This window comes from Bradyrhizobium sp. th-b2, from assembly GCF_000426785.1.
Lineage (GTDB): Bacteria > Pseudomonadota > Alphaproteobacteria > Rhizobiales > Xanthobacteraceae > Bradyrhizobium > Bradyrhizobium septentrionale.
The window spans coordinates 1-21,146 of the sequence record NZ_AUGA01000081.1 but is presented as its reverse complement, the minus strand read 5'-3'; the positions used below and the strand labels follow the sequence as shown (position 1 = coordinate 21,146).

Annotated in this window: 19 protein-coding genes and 2 pseudogenes; 9 read left to right on the top strand and 12 right to left on the bottom strand. The window is 58.5% G+C overall.

Annotated features, from left to right (window positions below; all coding sequences use genetic code 11):
- The 11 genes from K359_RS0141850 to K359_RS0141810 form a co-directional block, all read right to left on the bottom strand.
- A partial coding sequence (locus tag K359_RS0141850) for an IS5 family transposase (RefSeq protein ID WP_035978071.1) occupies window positions 1-279 on the bottom strand: 279 nt, incomplete at its 3' end.
- Between the two features lie 521 nt (window positions 280-800).
- Window positions 801-1,910 carry a nodulation protein NodZ gene (locus K359_RS0141845; protein WP_084518721.1) on the bottom strand — a complete coding sequence of 370 codons (1,110 nt, stop codon included), beginning with the start codon at window positions 1,908-1,910 and terminating at the stop codon, window positions 801-803.
- A 106-nt stretch (window positions 1,911-2,016) separates the two neighbouring features.
- A complete protein-coding gene (locus K359_RS54975; RefSeq protein ID WP_084518720.1) occupies window positions 2,017-4,095 on the bottom strand; it encodes a carbamoyltransferase in 2,079 nt (692 codons plus the stop codon).
- Window positions 4,096-4,411: 316 nt separating this feature from the next.
- Window positions 4,412-5,200: an ABC transporter permease gene (locus K359_RS0141835; RefSeq protein WP_029084506.1), complete on the bottom strand. Its 789-nt coding sequence runs from the start codon at window positions 5,198-5,200 to the stop codon at window positions 4,412-4,414.
- 3 nt (window positions 5,201-5,203) lie between these two features.
- Window positions 5,204-6,124 (bottom strand): nodulation factor ABC transporter ATP-binding protein NodI, encoded by a 921-nt coding sequence (nodI, locus tag K359_RS0141830; RefSeq protein WP_224496934.1) that lies wholly within the window; start codon window positions 6,122-6,124, stop codon window positions 5,204-5,206.
- A 1-nt stretch (window position 6,125) separates the two neighbouring features.
- Window positions 6,126-7,835, bottom strand: a complete 1,710-nt coding sequence (nodU, locus tag K359_RS0141825) for a nodulation protein NodU (protein WP_029084509.1) — start codon at window positions 7,833-7,835, stop codon at window positions 6,126-6,128.
- Entirely contained in the window at window positions 7,811-8,056 is a 246-nt protein-coding gene (locus K359_RS66430) for a hypothetical protein (protein ID WP_312022842.1), read from the bottom strand. Before K359_RS66430 ends, nodU begins: the two co-directional genes overlap by 25 nt.
- Window positions 8,057-8,095: 39 nt before the next feature.
- Complete coding sequence (locus K359_RS66425; RefSeq protein ID WP_051346709.1) at window positions 8,096-8,332, bottom strand: SAM-dependent methyltransferase; 237 nt, start codon at window positions 8,330-8,332, stop codon at window positions 8,096-8,098.
- 30 nt (window positions 8,333-8,362) lie between these two features.
- Entirely contained in the window at window positions 8,363-9,718 is a 1,356-nt protein-coding gene (gene nodC / locus K359_RS0141815; protein WP_029084504.1) for a chitooligosaccharide synthase NodC, read from the bottom strand.
- A 17-nt stretch (window positions 9,719-9,735) separates the two neighbouring features.
- Window positions 9,736-10,395: a chitooligosaccharide deacetylase NodB gene (gene nodB, locus K359_RS59810; protein WP_084518718.1), complete on the bottom strand. Its 660-nt coding sequence runs from the start codon at window positions 10,393-10,395 to the stop codon at window positions 9,736-9,738.
- Window positions 10,392-11,024 (bottom strand): NodA family N-acyltransferase, encoded by a 633-nt coding sequence (locus K359_RS0141810; protein WP_029084503.1) that lies wholly within the window; start codon window positions 11,022-11,024, stop codon window positions 10,392-10,394. Before K359_RS0141810 ends, nodB begins: the two co-directional genes overlap by 4 nt.
- Window positions 11,025-11,861: 837 nt before the next feature.
- On the opposite strand from K359_RS0141810, the gene nodD1 reads away from it, so the two are divergent.
- From nodD1 to K359_RS63680, 6 genes are all read left to right on the top strand, one after another.
- Window positions 11,862-12,806, top strand: a complete 945-nt coding sequence (nodD1, locus tag K359_RS0141800; RefSeq protein ID WP_029084501.1) for a transcriptional regulator NodD1 — start codon at window positions 11,862-11,864, stop codon at window positions 12,804-12,806.
- A 619-nt stretch (window positions 12,807-13,425) separates the two neighbouring features.
- Window positions 13,426-14,421, top strand: coding sequence for a LysR family transcriptional regulator (locus tag K359_RS0141795; protein WP_029084500.1), 996 nt, complete (start codon window positions 13,426-13,428; stop codon window positions 14,419-14,421).
- 611 nt (window positions 14,422-15,032) lie between these two features.
- Window positions 15,033-15,242, top strand: a complete 210-nt coding sequence (locus K359_RS59805) for a hypothetical protein (RefSeq protein ID WP_084518717.1) — start codon at window positions 15,033-15,035, stop codon at window positions 15,240-15,242.
- A gap of 122 nt (window positions 15,243-15,364) precedes the next feature.
- A complete protein-coding gene (locus tag K359_RS0141790; protein ID WP_029084499.1) occupies window positions 15,365-16,078 on the top strand; it encodes a MerR family transcriptional regulator in 714 nt (237 codons plus the stop codon).
- A 494-nt stretch (window positions 16,079-16,572) separates the two neighbouring features.
- Window positions 16,573-16,866, top strand: coding sequence for an ABC transporter substrate-binding protein (locus K359_RS58420; protein WP_029084498.1), 294 nt, complete (start codon window positions 16,573-16,575; stop codon window positions 16,864-16,866).
- A complete protein-coding gene (locus K359_RS63680) occupies window positions 16,833-16,997 on the top strand; it encodes a hypothetical protein (protein ID WP_165123006.1) in 165 nt (54 codons plus the stop codon). The genes K359_RS58420 and K359_RS63680 overlap by 34 nt, the downstream gene beginning before the upstream one ends.
- A 445-nt stretch (window positions 16,998-17,442) precedes the next feature.
- On the opposite strand, the gene K359_RS54965 is transcribed toward K359_RS63680, so the two are convergent.
- Window positions 17,443-17,715 (bottom strand): hypothetical protein, encoded by a 273-nt coding sequence (locus tag K359_RS54965; protein WP_035978067.1) that lies wholly within the window; start codon window positions 17,713-17,715, stop codon window positions 17,443-17,445.
- A 176-nt stretch (window positions 17,716-17,891) separates the two neighbouring features.
- Here K359_RS54965 and K359_RS0141770 point away from each other — a divergent pair.
- From K359_RS0141770 to K359_RS0141760, 3 genes and pseudogenes are all read left to right on the top strand, one after another.
- Window positions 17,892-18,149 (top strand): annotated as a pseudogene (locus tag K359_RS0141770) (transposase); the annotation flags it as partial.
- Window positions 18,056-18,760 (top strand): annotated as a pseudogene (locus tag K359_RS59800) (LLM class flavin-dependent oxidoreductase). The pseudogenes K359_RS0141770 and K359_RS59800, both read left to right, overlap by 94 nt.
- Before the next feature lie 1,430 nt (window positions 18,761-20,190).
- The gene (locus tag K359_RS0141760; RefSeq protein WP_029084494.1) at window positions 20,191-20,565 is read left to right on the top strand and encodes a hypothetical protein; all 375 of its coding nucleotides are present in this window, start codon (window positions 20,191-20,193) and stop codon (window positions 20,563-20,565) included.
- Window positions 20,566-21,146 lie beyond the last annotated feature (581 nt).

Genomic DNA, 21,146 nt, shown 5'->3' with positions numbered 1-21,146 from the left:
ATATTCGAAGTCCGGATCATCGGACATCGCCTCGAAGATCCGCCACCAAACACCCTTGATGCTCCATCGACTGAAGCGCCGGAACACGCTGTTCCAGTCCCCAAACACCTCCGGAAGATCGCGCCAGGGAGACCCCGTACGCACGATCCACAGCACACCTTCCGCGAACATCCGGTTGTCGCGCCCGGTGGAGCCCTTCTGATCGGGGCGCCCTATGATCAGCGGCGCTATCCGCTCCCACGCCGCGTCGCTCAATACCAAACGGTCCATCACACCCAAGGCGGCCTCCCCAAAAGCAGCCTTGAATCTGATTTGCTCCTAAAAGGGAATCCTTAGAGTCCACACCACCTAGCGCTGATTTGATCACCATCCTGTCCAGCAGCAGCGCGTCAATTGACGTCGCGACCGCGAGCCGGGGACTGAACGCCTAGCGAGACGTTCCACATAATCGACTCTGAGTGCGCCAGCGCGCTCGAGCGAGAGGACGACCGCCGCGGCGAACGCGCCGCTCGACAGACAGCTTGACCTGCGATCGGGCAGCAGCGACAGCTTCCACTCTACGGGTGCGAGACGAAGACACCGGCGTGTTCCACCTGTAGGCACGGTGGCAGCACTACAAGCGCTCTCTCATCCAGGTTGCGCTTCACTGGATGGTGGCGAGCCAGCGCTTTTCTTCTCCTCTTCAATGAAAAGTCGCGTCGGATCCTCAGGTTGGGCTATGAATTGCCGTCTGGAGAAATAGTGCCAGTACTGCCGGATGCAAAAAGCGGCCATCTGGTCGATGAGACGGGCTATGATTTTCACAAACCCACGAGCTCTTGCGAGGTTTCATCGGTTAAGATCAATCGGCCCGGATCGTTCAGGTCGAACTCTATCACACGTGGCACAAAGAGACGCGCATAGCGCGTGAAGGCGCTCGTTGGGGGAAAGCGAATCACAGTGTCGCAGCGCGCAAGGAGATACATCTCGATAAGGGCTGAAAAGCCGCCCTCGGCTCCGAGCGCGGCGCTGTGCAGAGGCCCGGCCTGAAGCGCCTGGAAACGTTTTGGAATCGTGAAAACATCAGGAAATAAGGCCGAAACCTTCTCAAGAACGAGCGCACTGTCCGTACACAGGAACACCCTCGCAGGCTTGGCGTACGGCAACCCCCTGGCCCTTTCGATGGCACGACAGACCTGCCGCAGGGCGCGCTCCGGATCGGCCCAATAGGGAGCATGCCCCATAATATCCTCGCCGTTGCCGTGTCGAACATGAACGCCGATGATGCTGTACGGCTCAAACTGCTTGCGGTAAATGGCCTCAATCCGTGCCAGAATTTCAGATCGCGGTTTAATGTTGCGAAAGATCTCTCGTTCGGCCTCCTGATCGCAGCGCCACATCAGACAGGCGTCACACACAACCGTGTTAGCGTCACTATCTTCCTCATTTTGGAACAGTTGATCGAGCTCGTCGCGCTCGCGGAAAATTTGCTGATCCGGCCGATAGACGCAGTCGATGGATGGCCTGTTCCACCATCCCGGGAAGAATGGCCCCGGGAATGAGCGGTGGTTGACCTGGTCGTCGCAGATGATCGGTACCCCAGCAATATCGTGAACTGGTTCGAAAAAGACTGGGAAGGCATTGGTGAATGGCTGATCGAGATAACAGGATCCGCGCCAATCGATTGCCAGCGTCCGATCGGTCCGCTGTGCAAAGCGCCAAGCTGCCGCCAGCGACCACAGGCAGTCGCCGAACCCGGTCCTTCGCCTGGAAACAACGAACCGATCGCTCTTTAAACCGCTAACCATACGCATTGCCTCGCGGGCTCCTGGGTGGACATAAGACGTCATTATAGATGCATCTCGTGTGATCGCATCCGTTGTCATCGGCGGCACTCGTGATGCCGGCGAGCTGCGTCGGTAGAATTTCATGGCGGCGTGCCTCTGATGGAAGATGTTCTCTGAATGCTTTCCGATTGCACTTCCATTCAGAGACGCTGCGCCGACGTACCCGATTTCGGTCCGATACCGTTTCGCCCTATCCCGGTCCCGCCCCGCATGCATTGCCAGGGTCATTCGTGAGCTCAGCCTGAGCTTCACTTTTCCTTTTATTGCAGTCGCAGGCCGCGCGCGGCGGACGCAGCCGAACACAGCGCTGCTCCCACGCGAGCCGCAGTTCCTTCACGATATCTTCACGCTTGTCGTGATCGGCCATGGTCGTGTCTAGAAGCCAGCCAAGCGGCGCCTCGCCCTCGATTCGCATCAGCAGCTCGAATAACTCATGTGAAATGCGTATGCTGTCGCGGCCCGAAGGTCCCGTACGGATCTCGCAGACCGTTTCCTGGCGATCTGCCGCAGTGTAGGAGCGAACGCGATGAAGGGACGCATAAGGCGGCAATGAAACGCTTAGCGCACCCCAATCCTGCAGCCTTGCCGCTCGCTTCTTGACGAGGAACGGCCCCGCAACAAATCCGTCTAGGTCGGTCGTCAAAAATGTCGTGATCGCGTCTGCAACCGAATCCACGATCGGCTCGGCATTGTTGTTGAATGACGTATTCAGAAGCACTGGGATGCCAGTGCGCTTTTTAAACGCATTGATAACATCCCAATAGGCGGGGTTTGTCTTGCGCGATACTGTTTGCAGCCGAGCGGTACCATCGACGTGCGTGATTGCGCCGAGCACCTTACGCTGGGCTTCGCGCACCCGGACCACGAAATTCATGAAGGGAAAGTCCTGCTTGCCGTCAGGGAGCTCGAAGAACTCGTTCGCATTCTCCTCCAGCACCGATGGCGCAAACGGACGATAGCCCTCGCGTTTTTTGACCATTGCATTGATCCGGTCCTTGTTTTCGGCTGGCCGCGGGTCCGCAAGAATGCTCCGGTTGCCGAGCGCACGCGGCCCGAACTCAGAGCGGCCCTGAACCCAGCCGATCACGGCGCCATTTGCCATCCAGTCGGCCGCACTTGCTGCTATGTCGTCACATCGTTGAATGTCGAGATGACCGGACCATGCATTGAGCTCCTGTTCCACGGCTTGCTCGTTTCCGAGGCCGGGCCCCCAATATACGTCTGACAGCCGCTCGCGCGGGGTTGGCCTGCCCAGCTCGCTCGACATCATCAATGCGGCGCCAAGCGCGCATCCGGCGTCGTGGGCCGCGGGTTGGACGAAGATGTCGTCGAAAAGGCCGGAATAGAGTAGCTTACCGTTGACGGTGCAGTTATGAGCTACCCCTCCAGCTAGGCACAAACGCGTGATGCCTGTCGTTTCGCGATAGTGTAGCAGGACATGAAACACGATCCGCTCCAGAGCTTCCTGCAGCGATGCGCTGACATCCCGATGCTGCTGGGTAAACGGCATTCCCTTTCGTCGGACCTGGATGTTTCGGAGCAGCGCCGGACCGATGCGGTCGTGGTGGACGCGATAGTCTCCATTGTCCAACAACTCGTAGAGCTGTGCGAACAGCTCGCGATAAGGAGCGGGGTCCCCGTAGGGAGCAAGCCCCATCACCTTGTACTCGTCGAACAACCCGTAGCCGAGGTAACGGATCGTTTCGAGATAGAACAATCCCAGAGAGTTGCTTTCTGGGAAGCGTGCAAGTTGCGTCATTCCGGTGCCCGACCCTACCGCCAATAGGCCCGAGAGAAAATCGCCACCGCCGTCAACCGAAAAAATGAGGCTTTGCTCGAATCCAGACATGGCAAACGCGCTCACCGCATGCGCTTCATGGTGATTTACGAATGAAATCCGCGACGCATCGACCTCGGTACCGAACTCCCGTGCCAATAGCTGTCGCAGCAACAGTTTGGCGTCCAGCGGAAGCGGCTGAGAAACAGCTAGGCGCTCGAGCATAGTGTTGCAGTACGCCTCAGTCGCGTAGAACGCGATGCGATCGATCTGGTGAAGCTCGACTCCCGCAGCCGAAAGACAGTATCGCATCGCGTTGCTTGGGAACTTGTTGGAGTGCTTAACTCGATTGAGGCGCTCCTCTTCGACGGCAGCGATCACGCGGCCATCCTGTACAAGAACCGCAGCGCCATCGTGCAAGAATGTATTCGGCAGCTCGGGCGAGCTTTCATGAATTCTGTCCAGACCGCCACATATTCCCAGACACAACATCTCGTTCTCCATTTGATCATGACGGGACGACCAATGGCCGTTCCAGCTGCTTCGTATTATCGCGCTCCGTCGGCCGCGCGGGGCCGTAGCACAACCCAAGGCTCTCCCAACGCCGCCCGGACACGGCGCTCAGCCCGTTGAAGTGCCGGAGCCCCGCATCGATCAACCGAACAGGCTGGTGTCGACCTGGCTTGATCGCGTCCTCTTACAGGCATTGCAACTGCTGCCATGGCAGGTCGGGCCTTGTCCGACTCACCAGAGAGAGCATGGTGCGACTGCATCAGCTGGATTCTCCCGGTTATCTTAGTTCTTTCCGTCAACGCAGCAGCCGGCGCCGCAACAGTGCGGTCGATACGAAGAAGGGCAACACCGCGTATATGCAAAGCGCACCTACATGAAACAAAGCGCCGCCAGCCTCGCGCTCTAGCATCGCGGGGCGAATGAGGTCGACCGAATGCGCTAGCGGCAACAAGTCGGCGAAGTGCTGAAATGAGCTAGGCAGTTGGCTCATCGGAAACACCGCGCCACACAGAAACACCATAGGGGTAAGGACAAGCGTCTGGTAAAACACGAAGTAGTCGTAACTTGGCGCAAGAGATATGACGACCATTGCCAGGCTGGCGAAGACAAGCCCAGTAAGCGCGACGGTCGGCATCGCATAGAAAATGGAAAGCCAAGACGCATAGCCAAGCGTGGCAGCGACAAGCCCGATTGCCGTCCCGGCAAGAACGGATTTGCTGGCCGCCCAAACCAATTCGCCTAAAACGATATCGCCAAGCGTGAGCTGTGTGGACAGGATTGCTTCCCAGGTACGATTGGCATCCATGCGAGCAAAGGTTGCATACATGGTTTCAAACGTTGCGGCAGTCATGGCGCTGGTCGCAACCATGCCCGCAGCCAAAAATGCGATGTAGGAAGTTCCCTCAACGGGCCCGACGATGAGACCGAGGCCGAAGCCAAGGCCAAAAAGATGGGTTATAGGATCTGCGAGGTTGCCGAGAACCGACGCAAGCGCAACTTTCCTCCATGCCAGGCAATTTCGACGCCATACCGCGACCCAGTTGTAGGCGTTAGCGGGCAGGACCCCCGCATAACCTTCACTCATCACTCATTTCTCCATCTCGCGTCCGGTCAGGCGCATGAACACGTCCTCGAGATTTGCCGGACGCTGCAGAATGCGCAGACCCGCTCGCCCGCGCAGCTGGATGCGCACCTGCTCGGGATATTGCGCATAGCAAAACAGCGTCTCTCCGCTCACTTCGAGGTGACGTACATAGGGCTTGAGTATCTCACGCAGCTCTTGCGGATGACCGCCATAGATCTCAATCACGTTGCATCCGACCTGTTCGTCGATCAACGCTTGCGGTTTGCCTTCGGCAATCTTGCGTCCATCCTCCAGCACACACAGCCGATCGCATAGACGTTCGGCCTCTTCCATGAAGTGAGTGGTCAGTAGGATCGTCTTGCCACGGGCCAACAAAACTCGCAGACGTTCCCAGATCAGGTGGCGGGCGTGCGGATCCAGACCCGTCGTCGGCTCGTCCATTACCAGCAGATGCGGGTCATTGATCAATGCACGCGCCAGCGTCAGCCGCCGCTTCATGCCACCTGAAAGCTCGGCGACGCGCACATCCACCTTGCTTTCGAGTCGCGCAAACTCAAGCAACGACGGCAGGAGCGCCTCGATCTTTCGAGCGCTCATGCCGAAGTATCTGCCAAATACCACGAGGTTTTCTCGTACGGTAAACCCGAGTTCAAGGTTGTCGAACTGCGGCACCACGCCGATGCGCACACGTGCCACTCGAGCGCGTGCAGGCACGGGCTCATCAAGGACGGTAACCTTGCCTTCATCCGGCGCAATCATGCCGAGAAGCATACGCGCAATGGTGCTCTTGCCAGCTCCATTAGGCCCGAGCAGGCCAAAGCACTCTCCGCGTGCAACCGAGAACGACAGTTCATTGACGATGATCTTGCCGCCAAAGGACTTTTTTACGCCGGCAATGTCGATGGCTACGGTGGACATGTTCACCTTAGGTTGGCAGAAGTCGTTGAGCCGAAGATGGCGTCCCTACGGCCGTCTTGGTCCAGAGCAGGCCGTCACACCACACATGTTCAACGCGTCCCCATTGGCAAGCCGCGGCAACATCCGGGAAGACGCCACGGCCGTGAACATTGGCGCTCGTATTGCAGAGCAGCGGAATGCCGGTGAGTTTCTCAAATTCGACGAGGAGCTCGGCAATCTTGTGTGAAGAGTTGCGGGAGATTGTCTGCAGTCGCGCAGAGCCGTCCAAATGGACGACGGCGGCGACCTTGTCGCGCCACTCCGTCCTAGTCTGGTGATCGAACAGCATGTACGGATCCGGCGTACCTGGGTTGAATATCTCTGGCGCCCGATCCTCTAGGCAAATCGGCGCCACCGGTCGGAAGTATTCGCGGCGCTTGATGTCGTTGAGACGATCCTTCATTGCCGGCGAGGTCGCGGCCGCAAGAATGCTTCTGCCGCCCAACGCCCGCGGCCCAAGCTCCGCGCGCCCGGAAAGGAAGATCACCGGCTCGTTGTCGGCGAGAATGGCCGCAAGATCGCGCAGACTGCACGGCGCGGCCTGCCATTCTGGCGGAACCTCGCTGGCTTGCAGGGCAGGACCACTGTAGACTGACCATTCCAGTGGCACGAACCCATCTTGCGCCGCCAGCGCACTGCAAGCAGCACCGATTGCCGAGCCGCTGTCATTCGGAAATGGCGGCACCCAGACGTCATCGAACAGTCCCGTCGCGCGAAGCGCACTATTCCACTTGATGTTAAGACCGCAGCCGCCGGCTATACATAGATTCCGCGCTCCCGGAAGCGACGAATGCCGCAGCAACACCATTGCGATTTCCCGGATAAGGAGACGTTCCAGGAACACATGAAACGACGCAAGGACGTCCTCCGCTCGCTTGGCCATCAGGCGCAGTCTGCTCGCCTCGAAAAAGTCGTGCATAGTTGCGAGTGACGCTTCGGCATTGTTGATGTCTGCGCGATAGCGACGAGCCTGCTGCGTGTCCGCCGCGAAGCGCCTGTCGTAGAGCTCCTGAAACACTGCCACAATGCTTTCATCGGCAGAACCAAGCGCGACGTAGGCCATCAATTTGCCGGCGATGCCCAAGTCCGAATTGGTGCGATTCGGCCGACTGTAAGGCCCGAAGTGAAGGCCGGCGACAGCATAGGCGTGGCCAATCATCGGAAACAGGCATCCAACGAGCCGCCCCCCCTGTGGTTCAACATAGTAAAGACGTGGAGAGATCCAGCCGTCCCATACCAGACAGAACGCGGGCCTACCCGAGACGGCAAAGGGGCTGGTGCTATATGCTGAGGCAACGTGGCCGGTGACGTGCGGGTAACTCTTGTAGGGAAACACCTTGCCGCCAAGGATCAAGCCAAAACCGTCGACGCAATCAAGAAGGCCCTCAGCACGGCGCTCGACATATGGCGCCCCTTTCAGCGCGATCGGCACGGCCCCACTGAGGACCAGGAATTGCGACTCGCGCTCGCCATCCCCGCCGTCGATGACGAACTGATCAATATCACGCGGATCCAGGCCGTGCTCCGCCAATGCAAGTACAACTGCATCGAGATTATCGATGGATTGATAGCGAGGATTATTGCCGCGCTTCTCTTGCTCGGTGCAAAAGACAAGCCGCCCATCCTCGACGACAGCAATTGCCCCGTCATGTGTCAACTTGATGCCGCAGATGCGCATACGCCCCCCGGCCCAACGACCGCAATTTGATTGTTTCGACGAGTTATTCGACTTCCGGAACAGAACGAGCAGGCAATCTTGGTCGACCGAACCAGTCTGGCAATGCTGACGCTCGATTCGGATAAACTCTCATTCAAGAGAGCGATCGCCGTCTCAGCAGCATGCCCCCAGCGTCGACAAGCATCACGCGCGAAGACCAGCGCGCCATTTGGCGCAAGCATGCTCACCATGACCGCCTCTCCGTTCTTTGCCGTGCGCGCTCAATCCTGTGGCATGACATCCTGCACGGTAATTCGCTGGCAGTGGGGTCCCAGCATTTCCGTGAATGCGAAGGCTGCACCTGCGACTTCAAGGGCACGCGTAACTTCCCCATTGGAACGCGACATCCGAAACATTTGCGCGTAACGCTCCTGTTCCAACGGGTTACTGTCGAGCTGCCACTGATCACCAACAGCAAGACCACGCTCGAGCAGATGATCGTTCTTGTCCAGTCTCATGGGTCGATTAACCTGTTGTTATTGGCTCGATCAATCGCCACCGCACACATTGTCAGTCGCCGGCACGCCCGAGGAACCGCGCGACCTCCGCTTGCGAATTGCTTCAACAATTTCTGCAGTAGCTGCAGCGCTCGATCCAGTGTTAGTAGCCGGGATAGTGGCCTTCTTCTCCCCTGCGCTCGGCACATTGACGAGCTTACGCGACAGCCAATCGCTGTTGCTCAATGTACAAAGCGCATAAGCCTTCAACGGAAGTAGGATAAATATATTGATGGGCGTATGGAGCGAGAAGCCGATAAAGCGCAATTCGCGGGCACGAAACGCCGCGACACTGCACCGGGTTATTGTCATTGCAGCAATTGTCAATCCCGTCCACCAGGGCACCGAACCGCCGACTGCGAGCTGTGCGAGCGCAGCCAGTGATGACAAGGCGAGGAGTAAAGGGCCGAGATTTTGTCCGACAACGTCTAGCGTGAGATAGCCATCGAGTTCGGGCAGCAGGCGCAATGCAAGAAACGTGTCCCGAAAGGTACTCCGTGCCCAACGCAGTTGCTGACGCAGATACGGCCCAAGGCTGTCGGGTACGACTGTTGCCGCGATGGCATCCGGGACATACTCGGTTCGAAACCCCGCTTTGAGCATGAGGATAGTTAGGTGGCGATCCTCGCCAAAATCGCTCGGCTTTCCGCGAAAGAGTTGCGTTTCGTATTGATCAAGCAGCAAAGCGAGGGCGGAGCGACGATACATCGCGCAGGGGCCGCAGCAGCACATGACTGCACCGAAGCGAGCCTGTGCCGCGCGCTCTTCGTTGCACGCTAGCCAGTATTCCATATCGATTAGCTTGGTCAGCCAGGTTTGGCTGCGGTTGCTCGCTATCAACTGGCCCATGGCGGCGCCGACTTCCGGCTCCTGCATCTTCAATGCAAGCTTCTTGACCACGTCAGCGGCTAGTATCGTATCCGAGTCGACGTTGAGCACCAGGTTCCCGGACGAGCTACGTATAACGGCGATCTGCGCCTTGCGCTTTCCAACGTTCTTGGCCAGCAGGATGATGCTGAATCTCGGATCGTTCGCATAGAGGTCGTGTACAGGCCCCACGACATCGCGATTTGCAGATCCGTCGTCGACCACATAGACCTGCAGTCTTCCACCGTAGTCTTGACCTGCAATCGACTCGAGACATTTGGAGAGCGTATTCGGGTCCTCGTTGAAGCAAGGCACGATGACGTCCACGCTGGGCAGAGCTACCTCGGATTGGCCCATATCGGTCTGCAGCGACGAGGTATTCGCCGGCTGAGCATAGAGCGCTTGCGCGCTCTTGTAGACAGTTGAGAGCAGCGCATAAGACGAAACGGCGACAGCGCTGGTTGTAGCGAGCAGGTCCATTTTGGGGCCAGTTTTGTTTAGTGAAGTTGAGGAAGCGGACGGATTGCAAACCCGCGCTGTTGCAGTACCGGTATCAGATGTGACAGCGCCATCACCGTCTGATCACGCAGAGTGGCATCGCTGCAGAGTCTTTCCTCACCAGGAGGATACCCGTCGTGCAGAAGTACAATTGCGCCTGGACGAACGGCCGCCAGCACTGAATTCACAATCCTATCGACGCCTGGGCGCGACCAATCTCTCGGATCGACCGACCAGTGCAGAGCTGTGAGGCCAGCGCTCGCTGTCGTAGCGAGCACCGCTTGGGTCCATAAGCCGTAGGGTGCTCGCATGTGCCTGGGCGAAGCCTGCGGGCAGGCCGAACGGATCGCCTTGCTCGCCGTTAGCACTTCATCGTGAACCACCGCTGGTTCACATCTGGAGAGATCCGGATGCGTCATCGTGTGGTTTGCAACCTCGTGTCCTTGCGCAATCATTCGTCGAATGAGTTCAGGGTGATCGGTCACGTACGTGCCGATAACGAAGAACGTCGCCGGCACCCGATGTTGCGTCAGCACATCGAGCACGTCGGGCGTGCAAAATGGATTTGGCCCATCATCAAAGGTCAAATAGACACAGCGACTTGCGCTGACGTCGGCGTAGTCGCGACGCACCGCAGACAGGGGGACGAGCTCTTTCACAACTCAGGCCCGTTCCGGTCGATGATCGTCCCGGCCGGCCACTCGCTGATCGGGCGTCCGGCCGGGAACACCACCACGAGAACGTCCTCGATCCGGACCGGCGGCAAATTGGGATACACATCTGCGTGGGTGGACCGGACGCGAATGCCGGACATGAGGGTTGCCAGCCCCTGCCTTCCAATCAGTCTGGTAAGGTGCTTCTCAAGCGCGGGCCGAACCGTACCAAAGCCGAACGGGACCCCGAGCTCCTGCAGCGCAGGATACATCACGCGCATTGAGTGGCTGATTCCAAGCCCCTCGAGATCCGGACGCACCGCATATAGTCCCAGTTCGGCCACGAGTAGATCGCGCCCGTCAATCTTGATGAAGCGGCGTAGGGCGCCGATGTGAGCAGCTACGCCGTGCGCGTCGTAACCAATTACGCGGACCTCCGGCCTTGCACCGGCCCAACTTCGGCTCCCCTCAAATGGCTGCGCATTGAACGCACCGGTCGGCCCGTAGCTTTCGCGGAAAAACTCAGCGAGCTCGGTATGGTCGCCCAGCCGCAGCTCGCTTTCCCAATGCAGGCTCCACTGCACTTGAGGGCGCGCGGAACGACTTTCCGCCGACCGAGATCCGGGAATATTCATGACGGGCTTCCCTGCACCAGTGACGTTAAGAGCGGAGGTGGTCACGTGAACAACTCGCTATCGGCTGAATCGCTGATCAATACTCGAATGCACTGACGTGGGGCGCCGGCGCCCGGCTCAGTTCGCCAGCGGCGCGGCAGAACGGCCCCCTTGGAGTGGCGCCTTGGCCAGAGAAGAGGCGATCGTGCAGTCGGCGCTGGTCATCCCAGTCAATGTCATGTCCGAGATCTGCCAGACATGCCGACGTGGCGCTTGGATTGTCCGGCACCTACCCGCATTATCAAGAGGTTCGGTCCGGTCCAGGATTGCTATCGATGCTGTGCGGTCTGATGGCGCCCCATCGATGAACGAGATCTCACCGAAAGCGATCCCGATCGGCCCCAGATCAACTTGGGTCATATGCATCTTCGACACGCTCTGAATGTGATGGACAAGCAACTATTTGGCCGGTCGCGGGTGACGTTTGGCATCCGCAATGTGCGCCTGCCTCTCGGTTCCGACACTAGGGTGAGGCGTAAGCCATCTCTAGTGTACGCGGGTAAACCGCAAATATGGAAAGGAATGGAAGACACATACGAACGTTTATCGGCAGCACGAGCGAGCGCCGTGTCAGGCCGCTCGTCGCACCGAGAAGAACAGACGTTGCTCGGATAGCGCGCCGACACCCGCCCCTAAACGGATTCGGCAGGTGCTCGCACACCCCAGCAGTCCGTTTCGGAACTCGCGTAATGGCAAGCAGCCATCGTGGTACGCCTAATCAGTTTCCAAACTGATGTTTGCTATCCAACATTCCGTTGTTTCGATAGAACTCATCCACACGATGGATAGACTCACAACATGCGATTCAAGGGACTTGATCTAAACCTTCTGGTTGCGCTCGATGCTCTGATGACCGAGCGCAACCTCACTGCGGCGGCACGGAAAATCAATCTGAGCCAGCCCGCGATGAGTGCTGCGATCGCGCGGCTGCGCATCTATTTTCGTGATGAATTGTTCACGATGAGAGGTCGCGAGCTCGTCCCAACACCCGGCGCGGAGGCGCTTGCGAGCCCTGTCCGCGAGGCCCTGCTGCATATTCAACTCTCGATCATCTCAAGGGACGCGTTTGACCCAAGTCAGTCGAACCGACGGTTCAGGATCATTCTCTCCGACTTCATGACAATCGTCTTTTTTCGGCGGATTGTGGATCGTATCGCACAGGAAGCTCCGGCAGTACGCTTCGAATTGCTACCATATTCCGATGAGCCCGATGAGCTACTCCGCCGCGGCGAGGTCGATTTTCTCATTCTGCCGGAATTGTTCATGTCGAGCGCGCATCCGAAGGCGACGTTATTTGAAGAGACTCTCGTATGCGTGGGATGCCGCTCGAACAGGCAGCTGTCAGGGCAGCTTACGTTTGATAAATACAATTCGATGGGACATGTTGCGGCCAAGTTCGGGCGGGCGCTAAGGCCCAACCTCGAGGAATGGTTTTTGCTTGAGCACGGCCTTAAGAGACGCATTGAGGTCGTTGTGCAGGGCTTCAGCCTCATTCCGCCTATACTGTTCGACACGAGCCGCATAGGGACAATGCCCTTACGGCTCGCCAGACACTTCGAAAAGCGGACGCCTCTGCGGATCGTCGAGCCACCGTTGCCGCTGCCCCAGTTCACCGAGGCCGTTCAGTGGCCAGCCTTTCACAACACGGACCCGGCAAGCATTTGGATGCGGCGGATACTGTTGGAGGAGGGATCCCACATGACATCTGCGAATCAGAAGAGCCCAGCTCGCAGGCGCTGCTAGTTTGGCCACAAGCCGCTCTCCGCACGCTGCAAATACCGTGTTCGGCCCTTTGGTCGTACTCGGCCGCTTTCTCATTTCGCCGTCTCGGGTGGCGCCCTCCTTAAGAGGCCACTCAAGCCGTCGGTCAGTCGCAAACGCCTGGCAGGCGCTGACCGTTGATGCCGCAAAATGTGATTCGGTGAGCTTGCGTGAAAGCACAGCCCCCACTATCGCGGCAACTTCTCAATAATGTTTGATTCGTCCAATCAATGTCTTGAACCCCACGCCGCGTCAGGTTGTAGGCTCGCTGCTGGGACGCGTTGCGCGGCCATCGACAGGGGCATCGGCGAACTTACGGCTCTGGCCATAGCACCAGGGCCAGCGCCAGCCGTAAATTGACCAGGTCGTGTTGCGGGGTTGCCGGAGTGTCGAAATCGATCAGCTCCGCGGCTCCCGATACACTCCAGTCGCCGGTCGTTCGCCGACCGCCCTCCGCGCCCTTCTTACGATGGCTTCCGCGAGCTTCTTTCGCAATCGCAGGATGGGAACGGATTCGTTTCAGGCGATCCGATGAGAGCGCTTCAGAGCCGCTTTCGCTACTCTAATGTACCGCAACGACACTCGCGCAGGATAAGACGATATGCGCTTCAAGGGCTTGGATCTAAATCTTCTCGTCGCGCTTGACGCTCTGATGACTGAGCGCAACCTCACTGCAGCAGCACGCAGGATCAACCTTAGTCAGCCGGCCATGAGCGCGGCCGTTGCCCGGCTGCGCTCCTATTTTCACGATGATCTGTTTACAATGAGAGGCCGCGAACTTGTCCCGACCTCACGCGCCGAAGCGCTGGCAGCTCCCGTTCGCGAGGCGCTGACGCACATTCAGCTCTCCATTATCGCTCGGAACGTGTTCGATCCAGCTCAATCAAAGCGCCGCTTCAGGATCGGCCTTTCGGATTTCATAACAGTCGTATTCTTCCGAAACGTCGTAGAGCGCGTTGCGCGAGAAGCTCCCGCCGTCAGCTTCGAACTGGCGGCGCTTGCTGATGATCACGATGAGATTCTCCGGCGCGGCGAGGCCGATTTCATCATCTTGCCGGAATTATTCATGTCGTGCGCGCATCCTAAGATGAGCCTGTTTGAGGAGAGACTCGTTTGCGTAGGCTGCGGCACGAACAGCCAGTTGCTCCGACGGCTAACATTTGATCGATATATGTCCATGGGGCACGTTGCGGTGAAACTCGGAGATGCGCGCAAGGCCCCCATCGAGGAATGCTTTTTACTCGACCTTGGCCTCAACCGACGCATCGACATTCTCGTGCAGAGCTTCAGCATGATTCCGCCCCTGCTGGCAGGCACGACTCGCATAGGGACCATGCCATCAAGGCTCGTTAAGCATTTCCAAAGAATGGTACCCCTTCGGATTGCCGAACTCCCGCAGCCATTCCCCACATTTACCGAGGCGGTCCAATGGCCTGTCCTTCACAACAGCGATCCGGAAAGCGTCTGGATGCGAGAAATACTGTTGCAGGAGGCGGCCCGCATGGCATCTACACGTGAAGAACGCTTCATCATCAACGCTTCGGACCAAGCGGACACTGGCGCAGACTTCGCGGAGTCTGGTTCGCCGTTGTCGTAAGGACGTCCGCAGTGCGTAATCTCTATCCGGACGCATGTCTCGACGCGGCCAATTCACGCTTGTTCCAATGACACCGGTTATTGGCAGATAAACTTCGGTCAGTTTCGGCCGATGGCTATCAGCCGCTGTGCCGCTCGCATTCTATTATCCGACCGGCGCGCGAACTGCGACGCACGCGGTCGATTGCGTTGTTTGCAACTTAACCCTCAAGGACGAAGCACGACGCGCCCGCCGCCGCTCCAGCTGGGGTCTTGCGCTGCACCCGGCCTCTCTCTTTGGCTCACCAGGCTCGATGCAGAACTTGGAATCAGCTTCGGACCACGCGCCGTCCACTCTCAGAATCAGTAGCTCCCAGGCGCGAGCTCGATTCGGATTAGTCGGCGTCACATCATCACCCACAGTGAGCGCTGTGCTGATCGATTGTGCAGGTGGGGTACATCCCCGCAATTTCGACGCAGCATCGCGCAGCCGTGTTGCCGTATCGCATCACCTTCAAGCGCATCGCATCTTCGTCGCTCCGCGCCGCCGGTCCGACTTCTTTTGGCCCTACCGCGGCCAAACGTCTCGACGACGTGCGCGACCCTAGCGCGATGACAAACAGGAGCTGATCGTTGGAGCAATACAGCGGTGTATTTGATCCGGAAGAACTTTCCGGCTTGGGAAGTCTTTTTGATAGTGCAATCACCGCGTTGCCGCCATCGATGCGAACTCCCGATAATCGAACGGCGATCGCAAAACTCATTTTGGAGCGGACAGCGGTGAGCGAGGCTCGACTGGCATACCTGATGAACTTACTGGTCATCATTTCCCCTCAGGGTTGATCGCCCGCCATTCTAAGGATAGTCACCATCTCTTGCGCTGGAATGGAAGACGATCCAGCTAGAGCTTTGAAATAGCTTGAATCATACGTGACGTCAGGTTGTAGGCTTTGAAATTGAACAACATGAGCAAAGCTACACCACGAAGGCGTCGATGGCGCATTGGCGAACTTGCAGAGGCGACCGGAGTGACGGTACGCACGCTGCATCACTATGAACACACGGGGCTCTTAGCTGCCTCCGAACGCACCGACGGCGGCCACAGGATGTACGACCGCGAAAGCGTTCAACGGGTTCATCAGATTCGAGCGCTGCGTGAGCTTGGTTTCTCCCTTTTCGAGATCGGTAAGGCTATGGAGCGTACGACTTCACTTACGGACCTCATGCGCAAGCATTTGGAGCGGATAGAGCTTCAAGTCGCTCGTGCAACCCTGTTGCGAGATCGCTTACGCAACATGACGACGGACAGTGAAATCCAGGTAAGTGTTGATGAGCTACCCGCCACCTTGGATGCCATGTCGCGGGTCGAGACGCGTAGTCAGCCCTCCCGATGCACTTGCAAGCTGGCTGCAGATCGCGAGGAGCGGTGGCGGCGGATCCGCGATGAGCTGCGCGAATGCATGGATATGGCTGAGCATCCCTGCGGCGAGCGGGCAAAGGCCGTCGCGATCGCAGCACGCTCGCTGATCGGCGAAATAGCCGGCGCCGATTCGCGCGTTTCGACGATCCTGAAGGTGCTTGCACGGTTAAGCGCACCTCGCACTCTGGCCGGTTGGGATCCCCACCTCATGCAGTATCTCGATCTCGCCCTTGCTGGATTGGAAGACCAGCCGTACTGATTGCGGCGCCGACGGGCGGATTGTCGGACGGCCCGGTCAACATCAAAGCGCGTTGAAGCGCCGGTTGATCTGCCGGTTCTGATTCGTGCCTGCCGTTCTGCGGCCTCACTGGGCCTGTCTGCGTAGCGCGTCTTTGGCGATCCGCCCGCCTAACGCACGGCCACTTGCTGCAACTGGCGGCATGAACCCCGAATGGAGCTTGAACCGCACGTAACGTCAAATTGTAGGCTCTAGCGAGATTGAGGTCTGGCGAACTGCCGCGCATGGATTCGCTTGCCGGAAGCAACCGCATCGAGCTGCAGCTGGCTGACCGCGGCGTTGGCCGTTCACTTCATTTGAGATTGGGAGTTCTACAATGCTAAATGGGCGCTTCGCTTCGGCTGCAAGTGCAGCGCTCGTCTTCTGCGCCCTCGCCTCGACTGCGCACGCCTCCGACGTCTGTATTGCCGTGGCTGGCCCAATGAGCGGGAACAGCGCTGCGTTTTGGCGCGCAAATGCGCGATGGTACGGCGGCCGCCGTCGAGGCATTGAACGCCTCGGGCCCAATACCAGATACCAAAGTGATGTTGAGCGTCGCAGACGACGCCAGCGATCCGAAGCAAGCGGTCGCAGTTGCCAATAGGCTCACAATGGACCGAGTCCAGTCAGTCGTCGGCCACTTTTGTTCCTTCTCGTCGATCCCAGGCTCCGAAGTCTACGCCGAAGCGGACAGGCGGTGGGGCGGGCCGGTTCCTTCAACGCCTCGCGAGTTGTCGTGGCACTTCGTTCAGGGGCGATCGATAACCTGATCGCGCCGCTCCGGTTCGATAGCAACAACGCGGCTCCCGCCCTTCTGGTCTATCGCTACGCGACGGGCGTGTTGAAGCCGTCGAGCAGAACTGACCGGCGCGAACGCATCGTTTCCCTAAACAGCGAATGACACAGATGATGAGACGTTCTCAAGACCTGGCAGCTGCAATAGTTGCGTCCGCCCTTGTACTGGCGGCTCTCGGAGCACTTCTTGCGTTTGCTGCAGCGCTCGCAGAGCTCCCCGATGTCGACAGGCTCGATGACGAGCTACGTCCGATGATAGACAAGTAGTACCGTGCCAACCCTCATTGTTTGCGAGTCTTTTAAGCAACGGCCTGGTCGCTTAATGGTTGGCCGCCCTGATCGATGGGCTTGTTGGCCAAATGAGCCCTCCATTCACCCTGCAGCATTTGATTGGCGCTGTCGGGAGGTGCTGGCCGTTATCCTTTCAACCGCCGTAGCCGCGAAAATCGATTTTCGGCAACAGTCCAGCCTATGGAGCTCCCGTGCTGACAAGTGCCCCTGCCCTGCGCCCCACGTTGCGCCAGACGCTGCGTCGTTTACGTCCTCTCGCGCTAATTCGAGCTGCGCAAGTTTTTCGTTATGCCCTTCCGCCAGACAGTTTTCTGCGCGAATTGCGGCTTCGACGTCAATGGAAACCCCTTCTCGCTGCCGAGCGCCGCAACGCACAACTCACCCAGCGCTGCGCTCAAATCGCAAGGCACACATACAGACCAAGACTTCACCATGTGGCACGCACTCATCAAGCCGAGCATGTTGACGCGCCAATCGAGTGCTTTGGCAAGATCCGGAATACCTTCAACATCGGCGACGGGATCCTGACGCATCGTTCAGCTATCGACGACAAGGGTTCGCCTAACGGGCCTCTAGGGCAGATCGATGAAGCCCATTTGGCCCCAGTCGGATCGTCTGCGGCCCCCTCCAACCCGCGCTCGGCAGATGACCAATCATTCCGCGCTTCCTCCAGCTGGAATGCAAGCTCCCCCCTAACAGGGGCTGTCAAATGAAGCGGCCACGATTCACGGAAGAGCAGATCGTCGCGATCTTGAGGGAGCATCAGGCTGGGGCGAAGGCAACTGACCTGGCTCGCAAACACGGGACCGCAGAAGCGGCCATCCATAATTGGAACGCCAGGTTTGGCGGCATGGACGTTCCTGCGGCCAAGCGATTGAAGGACTTGGAGCAGGAGAACGCGATGCTAAAGATGCTTCTGGTCAAGCACATGCTCGATGTCGCGGAGCTTCGCGAACTGCTTTCAAAGTAGCGAAGCGACCATCTCCCGGCCGCTTGGTGTCAGGCGCCTCGCGCAGCCAGAGAGGGCAAATTCAAAAGAGTCACTGTGAACAGAGGCCTCATCAGCGCCCACATCAGCCGACCTGGATCGCGAGCAATCGCCCGGAGCCGGCGGCGTGGGCTGCTGCAAACGGCGCCAATCTGGCGTGCGCAGGCCACTCCTCTGCTGTCCGAAACATGACAGATGCGTTCCGCTCTCATCTGGCGCATAAGACCGCCGCGGACGATCGGATGCCATTTCTCGGCTTGCTGCGCATGGTCGTAGTTGCACAGTCTGACAAAGATGCCCGCGCGGCCGCGGAAGCCGCTTATCAACGATGGCTAAGGAGCTTTAGATTCCTTTACGAATTGAATGCCGACACCGCCTAACTTCCCGCTGACCTTCGATGCAGCGCTTGAAGCGAACTGTGCGTTGTCGGAACGCCAGCTTCCATCCGACAGCTCCTCCTTAACCAGATCGAGGAGGCGGGCGCCAACTAATATCTACTATGCCAGCTTGCATTCGGGAACCTTCCGTTGGAGGTTTCGCTGTACACAGCAACCACAATCCAATCCGAGATCATGCCTGGCTTTGGCTGAAACGTTCGATCCGATTTTGCTACCTGCGTTCAGCGCCGCAACGCTATGTGCCATGATCGGCCGCCCTGCCGACAATGCCGATATCCGCCTGCCATCACGCTCGCTGCCTTGCCCAACATGGGGTCCTCGGACCAATAGAGCATGCTCGAGCACCTGGAGCAGCACCGGGTCAGCCCCGCGGCCCGTCTCATCGGCTCGTGGACCGCGCGAGAATCCAGCGTCATTCAGAAAGGTCAATGACTCCTCGCCCGGGCTATCCGCGAACTGGATGGATCCCATCAAAACTTTCGATTTTACCGGATTTAGCCAAATACCCCATAAGTCGATCGCGATTTCCGGAAAGCACCTTTCACGAATGTCGTGTGGCCATGGATCCCTTTTGCCTTCAGCACAGTCGCAGGTCAGTTCAAGCCACCCCGACCTGGATCCACAAAGATACTTTCGATTCGTCCAAATCGACGCACGTGCGAACCATTTTTAGTCTGTCCCCTGATCGCCGCGTGCGGCGCGTAGTCATCAACCGCGTCCTCGCTGATACCCTGGCCATCACCCCAAAGGCGTTTCAGACGATCGGCGTTCGCGCACTTCCAGTGGCCTCGGTAAATGCGTACGTCGTTTAGAATTCGGCCAGGCGAACCGTCCTCCTCGCCGGAGCTTGGACTTTTCGCCCTGACCAGGTCGGCAGCGCCGTCAATCTGGCGGCTGCAAGCGAGGCCGTGCTGGCAGGTCTGTACCTGCCCCGATTGCAAGATACGTGTCCGACGGCCCGGACGAGGACCCGATCTGCGACGACATGGACAGATCAACTTCGCCAACTTGCCGTCCACTCTGCAACGTCGTGTGACCATAAATCCTCACTGCGCTCGCTTGCTGAGCCCTGCTCGGTCGGCGCGGGCCAGATCTACGCTCTACAAACCTGCACGATGCTCATCCGGCTTTATCCGCGGTTGTCGATCAACTTTCGACGGGGGCGAGCGCTCTTTGAGTTTCCGGCAAGCATCACACCATCATCTAAGCAATTGGCGCAGCTGGGCGAGCTGCCGAGTTCCCATCTGTTCGCGGGCTCCTTTTCCCCGCCTAGCCGCACGCTCACTGTGCCGAGCATTTAACGATCTGAGCGTGGCAGCCCAGACGATTGTGGCGGAAGATCGCTCTGCAATCCCCGATGAGCCCAATTGGCTCTCGGCGGCTATGCCGGGCGGCGTCTCACAGCACATCCGCGGGCTGCTCGGCTTAAGTCGTAAGTCGCAGTCATGGCCCGCAGGCCCTGCCATTGTACGGCGTCGAGCGAGCGCGACGATCGCCTCAATGAACACGCAGCTGGGACGGAGACATTCCTTGTCGCGCCGCACCTGCCGGCTCTCGCGGACCGCGAAACGCAACACACACCATCAGGTACTTTACATTCACTTCACCACCAGGAGCACATCGTGGAACTTGCCCCCTCCAATTCCCGCGTACAGAATCTTAAGGATCGGATCGACCTGCAACTGACCATCCTCGCCACTCTCGTAGGCGAGGATGGTGACGCGCTTGACGCGATCCGACTGCTCAACGCACTCACAAATGAAATGATCACGGCAGAGCTGGAGCTCGGCCAGCTCGGCGAGACAAGAACAAGCAATCATGACGGCGGCGCTCGCACCACGCACATGTCCGGGGACCGCGGCGCTTATTACCCGGAAGACCTTCTCGTTTTGGGACGCCTGTTCGATCAAGCCGTCGATGCCTTGCCGGCCAACCTACGAACTCCGGCCAACCAGATGAAGATCGCGAAACTTATTTTCTCGCGTGCCGCGGAGTGAGATTTCGTTGACGGATTGATGTGGAGAGCGCTTTTCCTGGCCGAACAACGCCGGCTGCGATGGTACGAACAGAGTATCATAGCGAAGCGCAGCATCCAACGAGCTAACCTGGCATGCGGGCGCCGCCTCCATTACGCCGTCTGCGACTGATTCATTAGCTATCGCGGTCGGATCGGGTACGTCGTACAACACGCATTTGCACTGCAACAACCCAGTTTGATTTCGCTCCTTAGTTCAACTTTTGCTCTTGCTTCGGGACCTCATGGCTCTGCTACCGCCGTGCGGAAGCCGGATAACGAGAAAGCACAGGCCGCCCGGGTGCGAGACACTCACAATGACTGCCAACTCGGCCTAACCTTCGTTTCGTGTATAGTGGTTAGGCCGTTGTTGCGGCAATATCCCCTTATGTGCTGACAACGAACTTCACTCGAACCCTTCTGGGGACGGCGGCGCACGGTCGTGTCCCCAGTGATGGTGTAGCTCGGTAGAGCAAAGCCGCCCGGTACGCGCGCCTCAAATAGCGCCGTAGCGGGCGGGCGGCTTTGCGGTGGTCACCGGCGATTCGCCGGTAGGATCGGGTT

What these genes read in the sequence shown, in the direction of transcription:
- K359_RS0141845 (WP_084518721.1), bottom strand. Translation starts at nt 1,910, where the DNA reads ATGAAATTCTACCGACGCAGCTCGCCGGCATCACGAGTGCCGCCGATG.
- K359_RS54975 (WP_084518720.1), bottom strand. Translation starts at nt 4,095, where the DNA reads ATGTTGTGTCTGGGAATATGTGGCGGTCTGGACAGAATTCATGAAAGC.
- K359_RS0141835 (WP_029084506.1), bottom strand. Translation starts at nt 5,200, where the DNA reads ATGAGTGAAGGTTATGCGGGGGTCCTGCCCGCTAACGCCTACAACTGG.
- nodU (WP_029084509.1), bottom strand. Translation starts at nt 7,835, where the DNA reads ATGCGCATCTGCGGCATCAAGTTGACACATGACGGGGCAATTGCTGTC.
- K359_RS66430 (WP_312022842.1), bottom strand. Translation starts at nt 8,056, where the DNA reads ATGCTTGCGCCAAATGGCGCGCTGGTCTTCGCGCGTGATGCTTGTCGA.
- K359_RS66425 (WP_051346709.1), bottom strand. Translation starts at nt 8,332, where the DNA reads ATGAGACTGGACAAGAACGATCATCTGCTCGAGCGTGGTCTTGCTGTT.
- nodC (WP_029084504.1), bottom strand. Translation starts at nt 9,718, where the DNA reads ATGGACCTGCTCGCTACAACCAGCGCTGTCGCCGTTTCGTCTTATGCG.
- K359_RS0141810 (WP_029084503.1), bottom strand. Translation starts at nt 11,024, where the DNA reads ATGAATATTCCCGGATCTCGGTCGGCGGAAAGTCGTTCCGCGCGCCCT.
- nodD1 (WP_029084501.1), top strand. Translation starts at nt 11,862, where the DNA reads ATGCGATTCAAGGGACTTGATCTAAACCTTCTGGTTGCGCTCGATGCT.
- K359_RS0141795 (WP_029084500.1), top strand. Translation starts at nt 13,426, where the DNA reads ATGCGCTTCAAGGGCTTGGATCTAAATCTTCTCGTCGCGCTTGACGCT.
- K359_RS0141790 (WP_029084499.1), top strand. Translation starts at nt 15,365, where the DNA reads ATGAGCAAAGCTACACCACGAAGGCGTCGATGGCGCATTGGCGAACTT.
- K359_RS58420 (WP_029084498.1), top strand. Translation starts at nt 16,573, where the DNA reads ATGCGCGATGGTACGGCGGCCGCCGTCGAGGCATTGAACGCCTCGGGC.
- K359_RS54965 (WP_035978067.1), bottom strand. Translation starts at nt 17,715, where the DNA reads ATGCGTCAGGATCCCGTCGCCGATGTTGAAGGTATTCCGGATCTTGCC.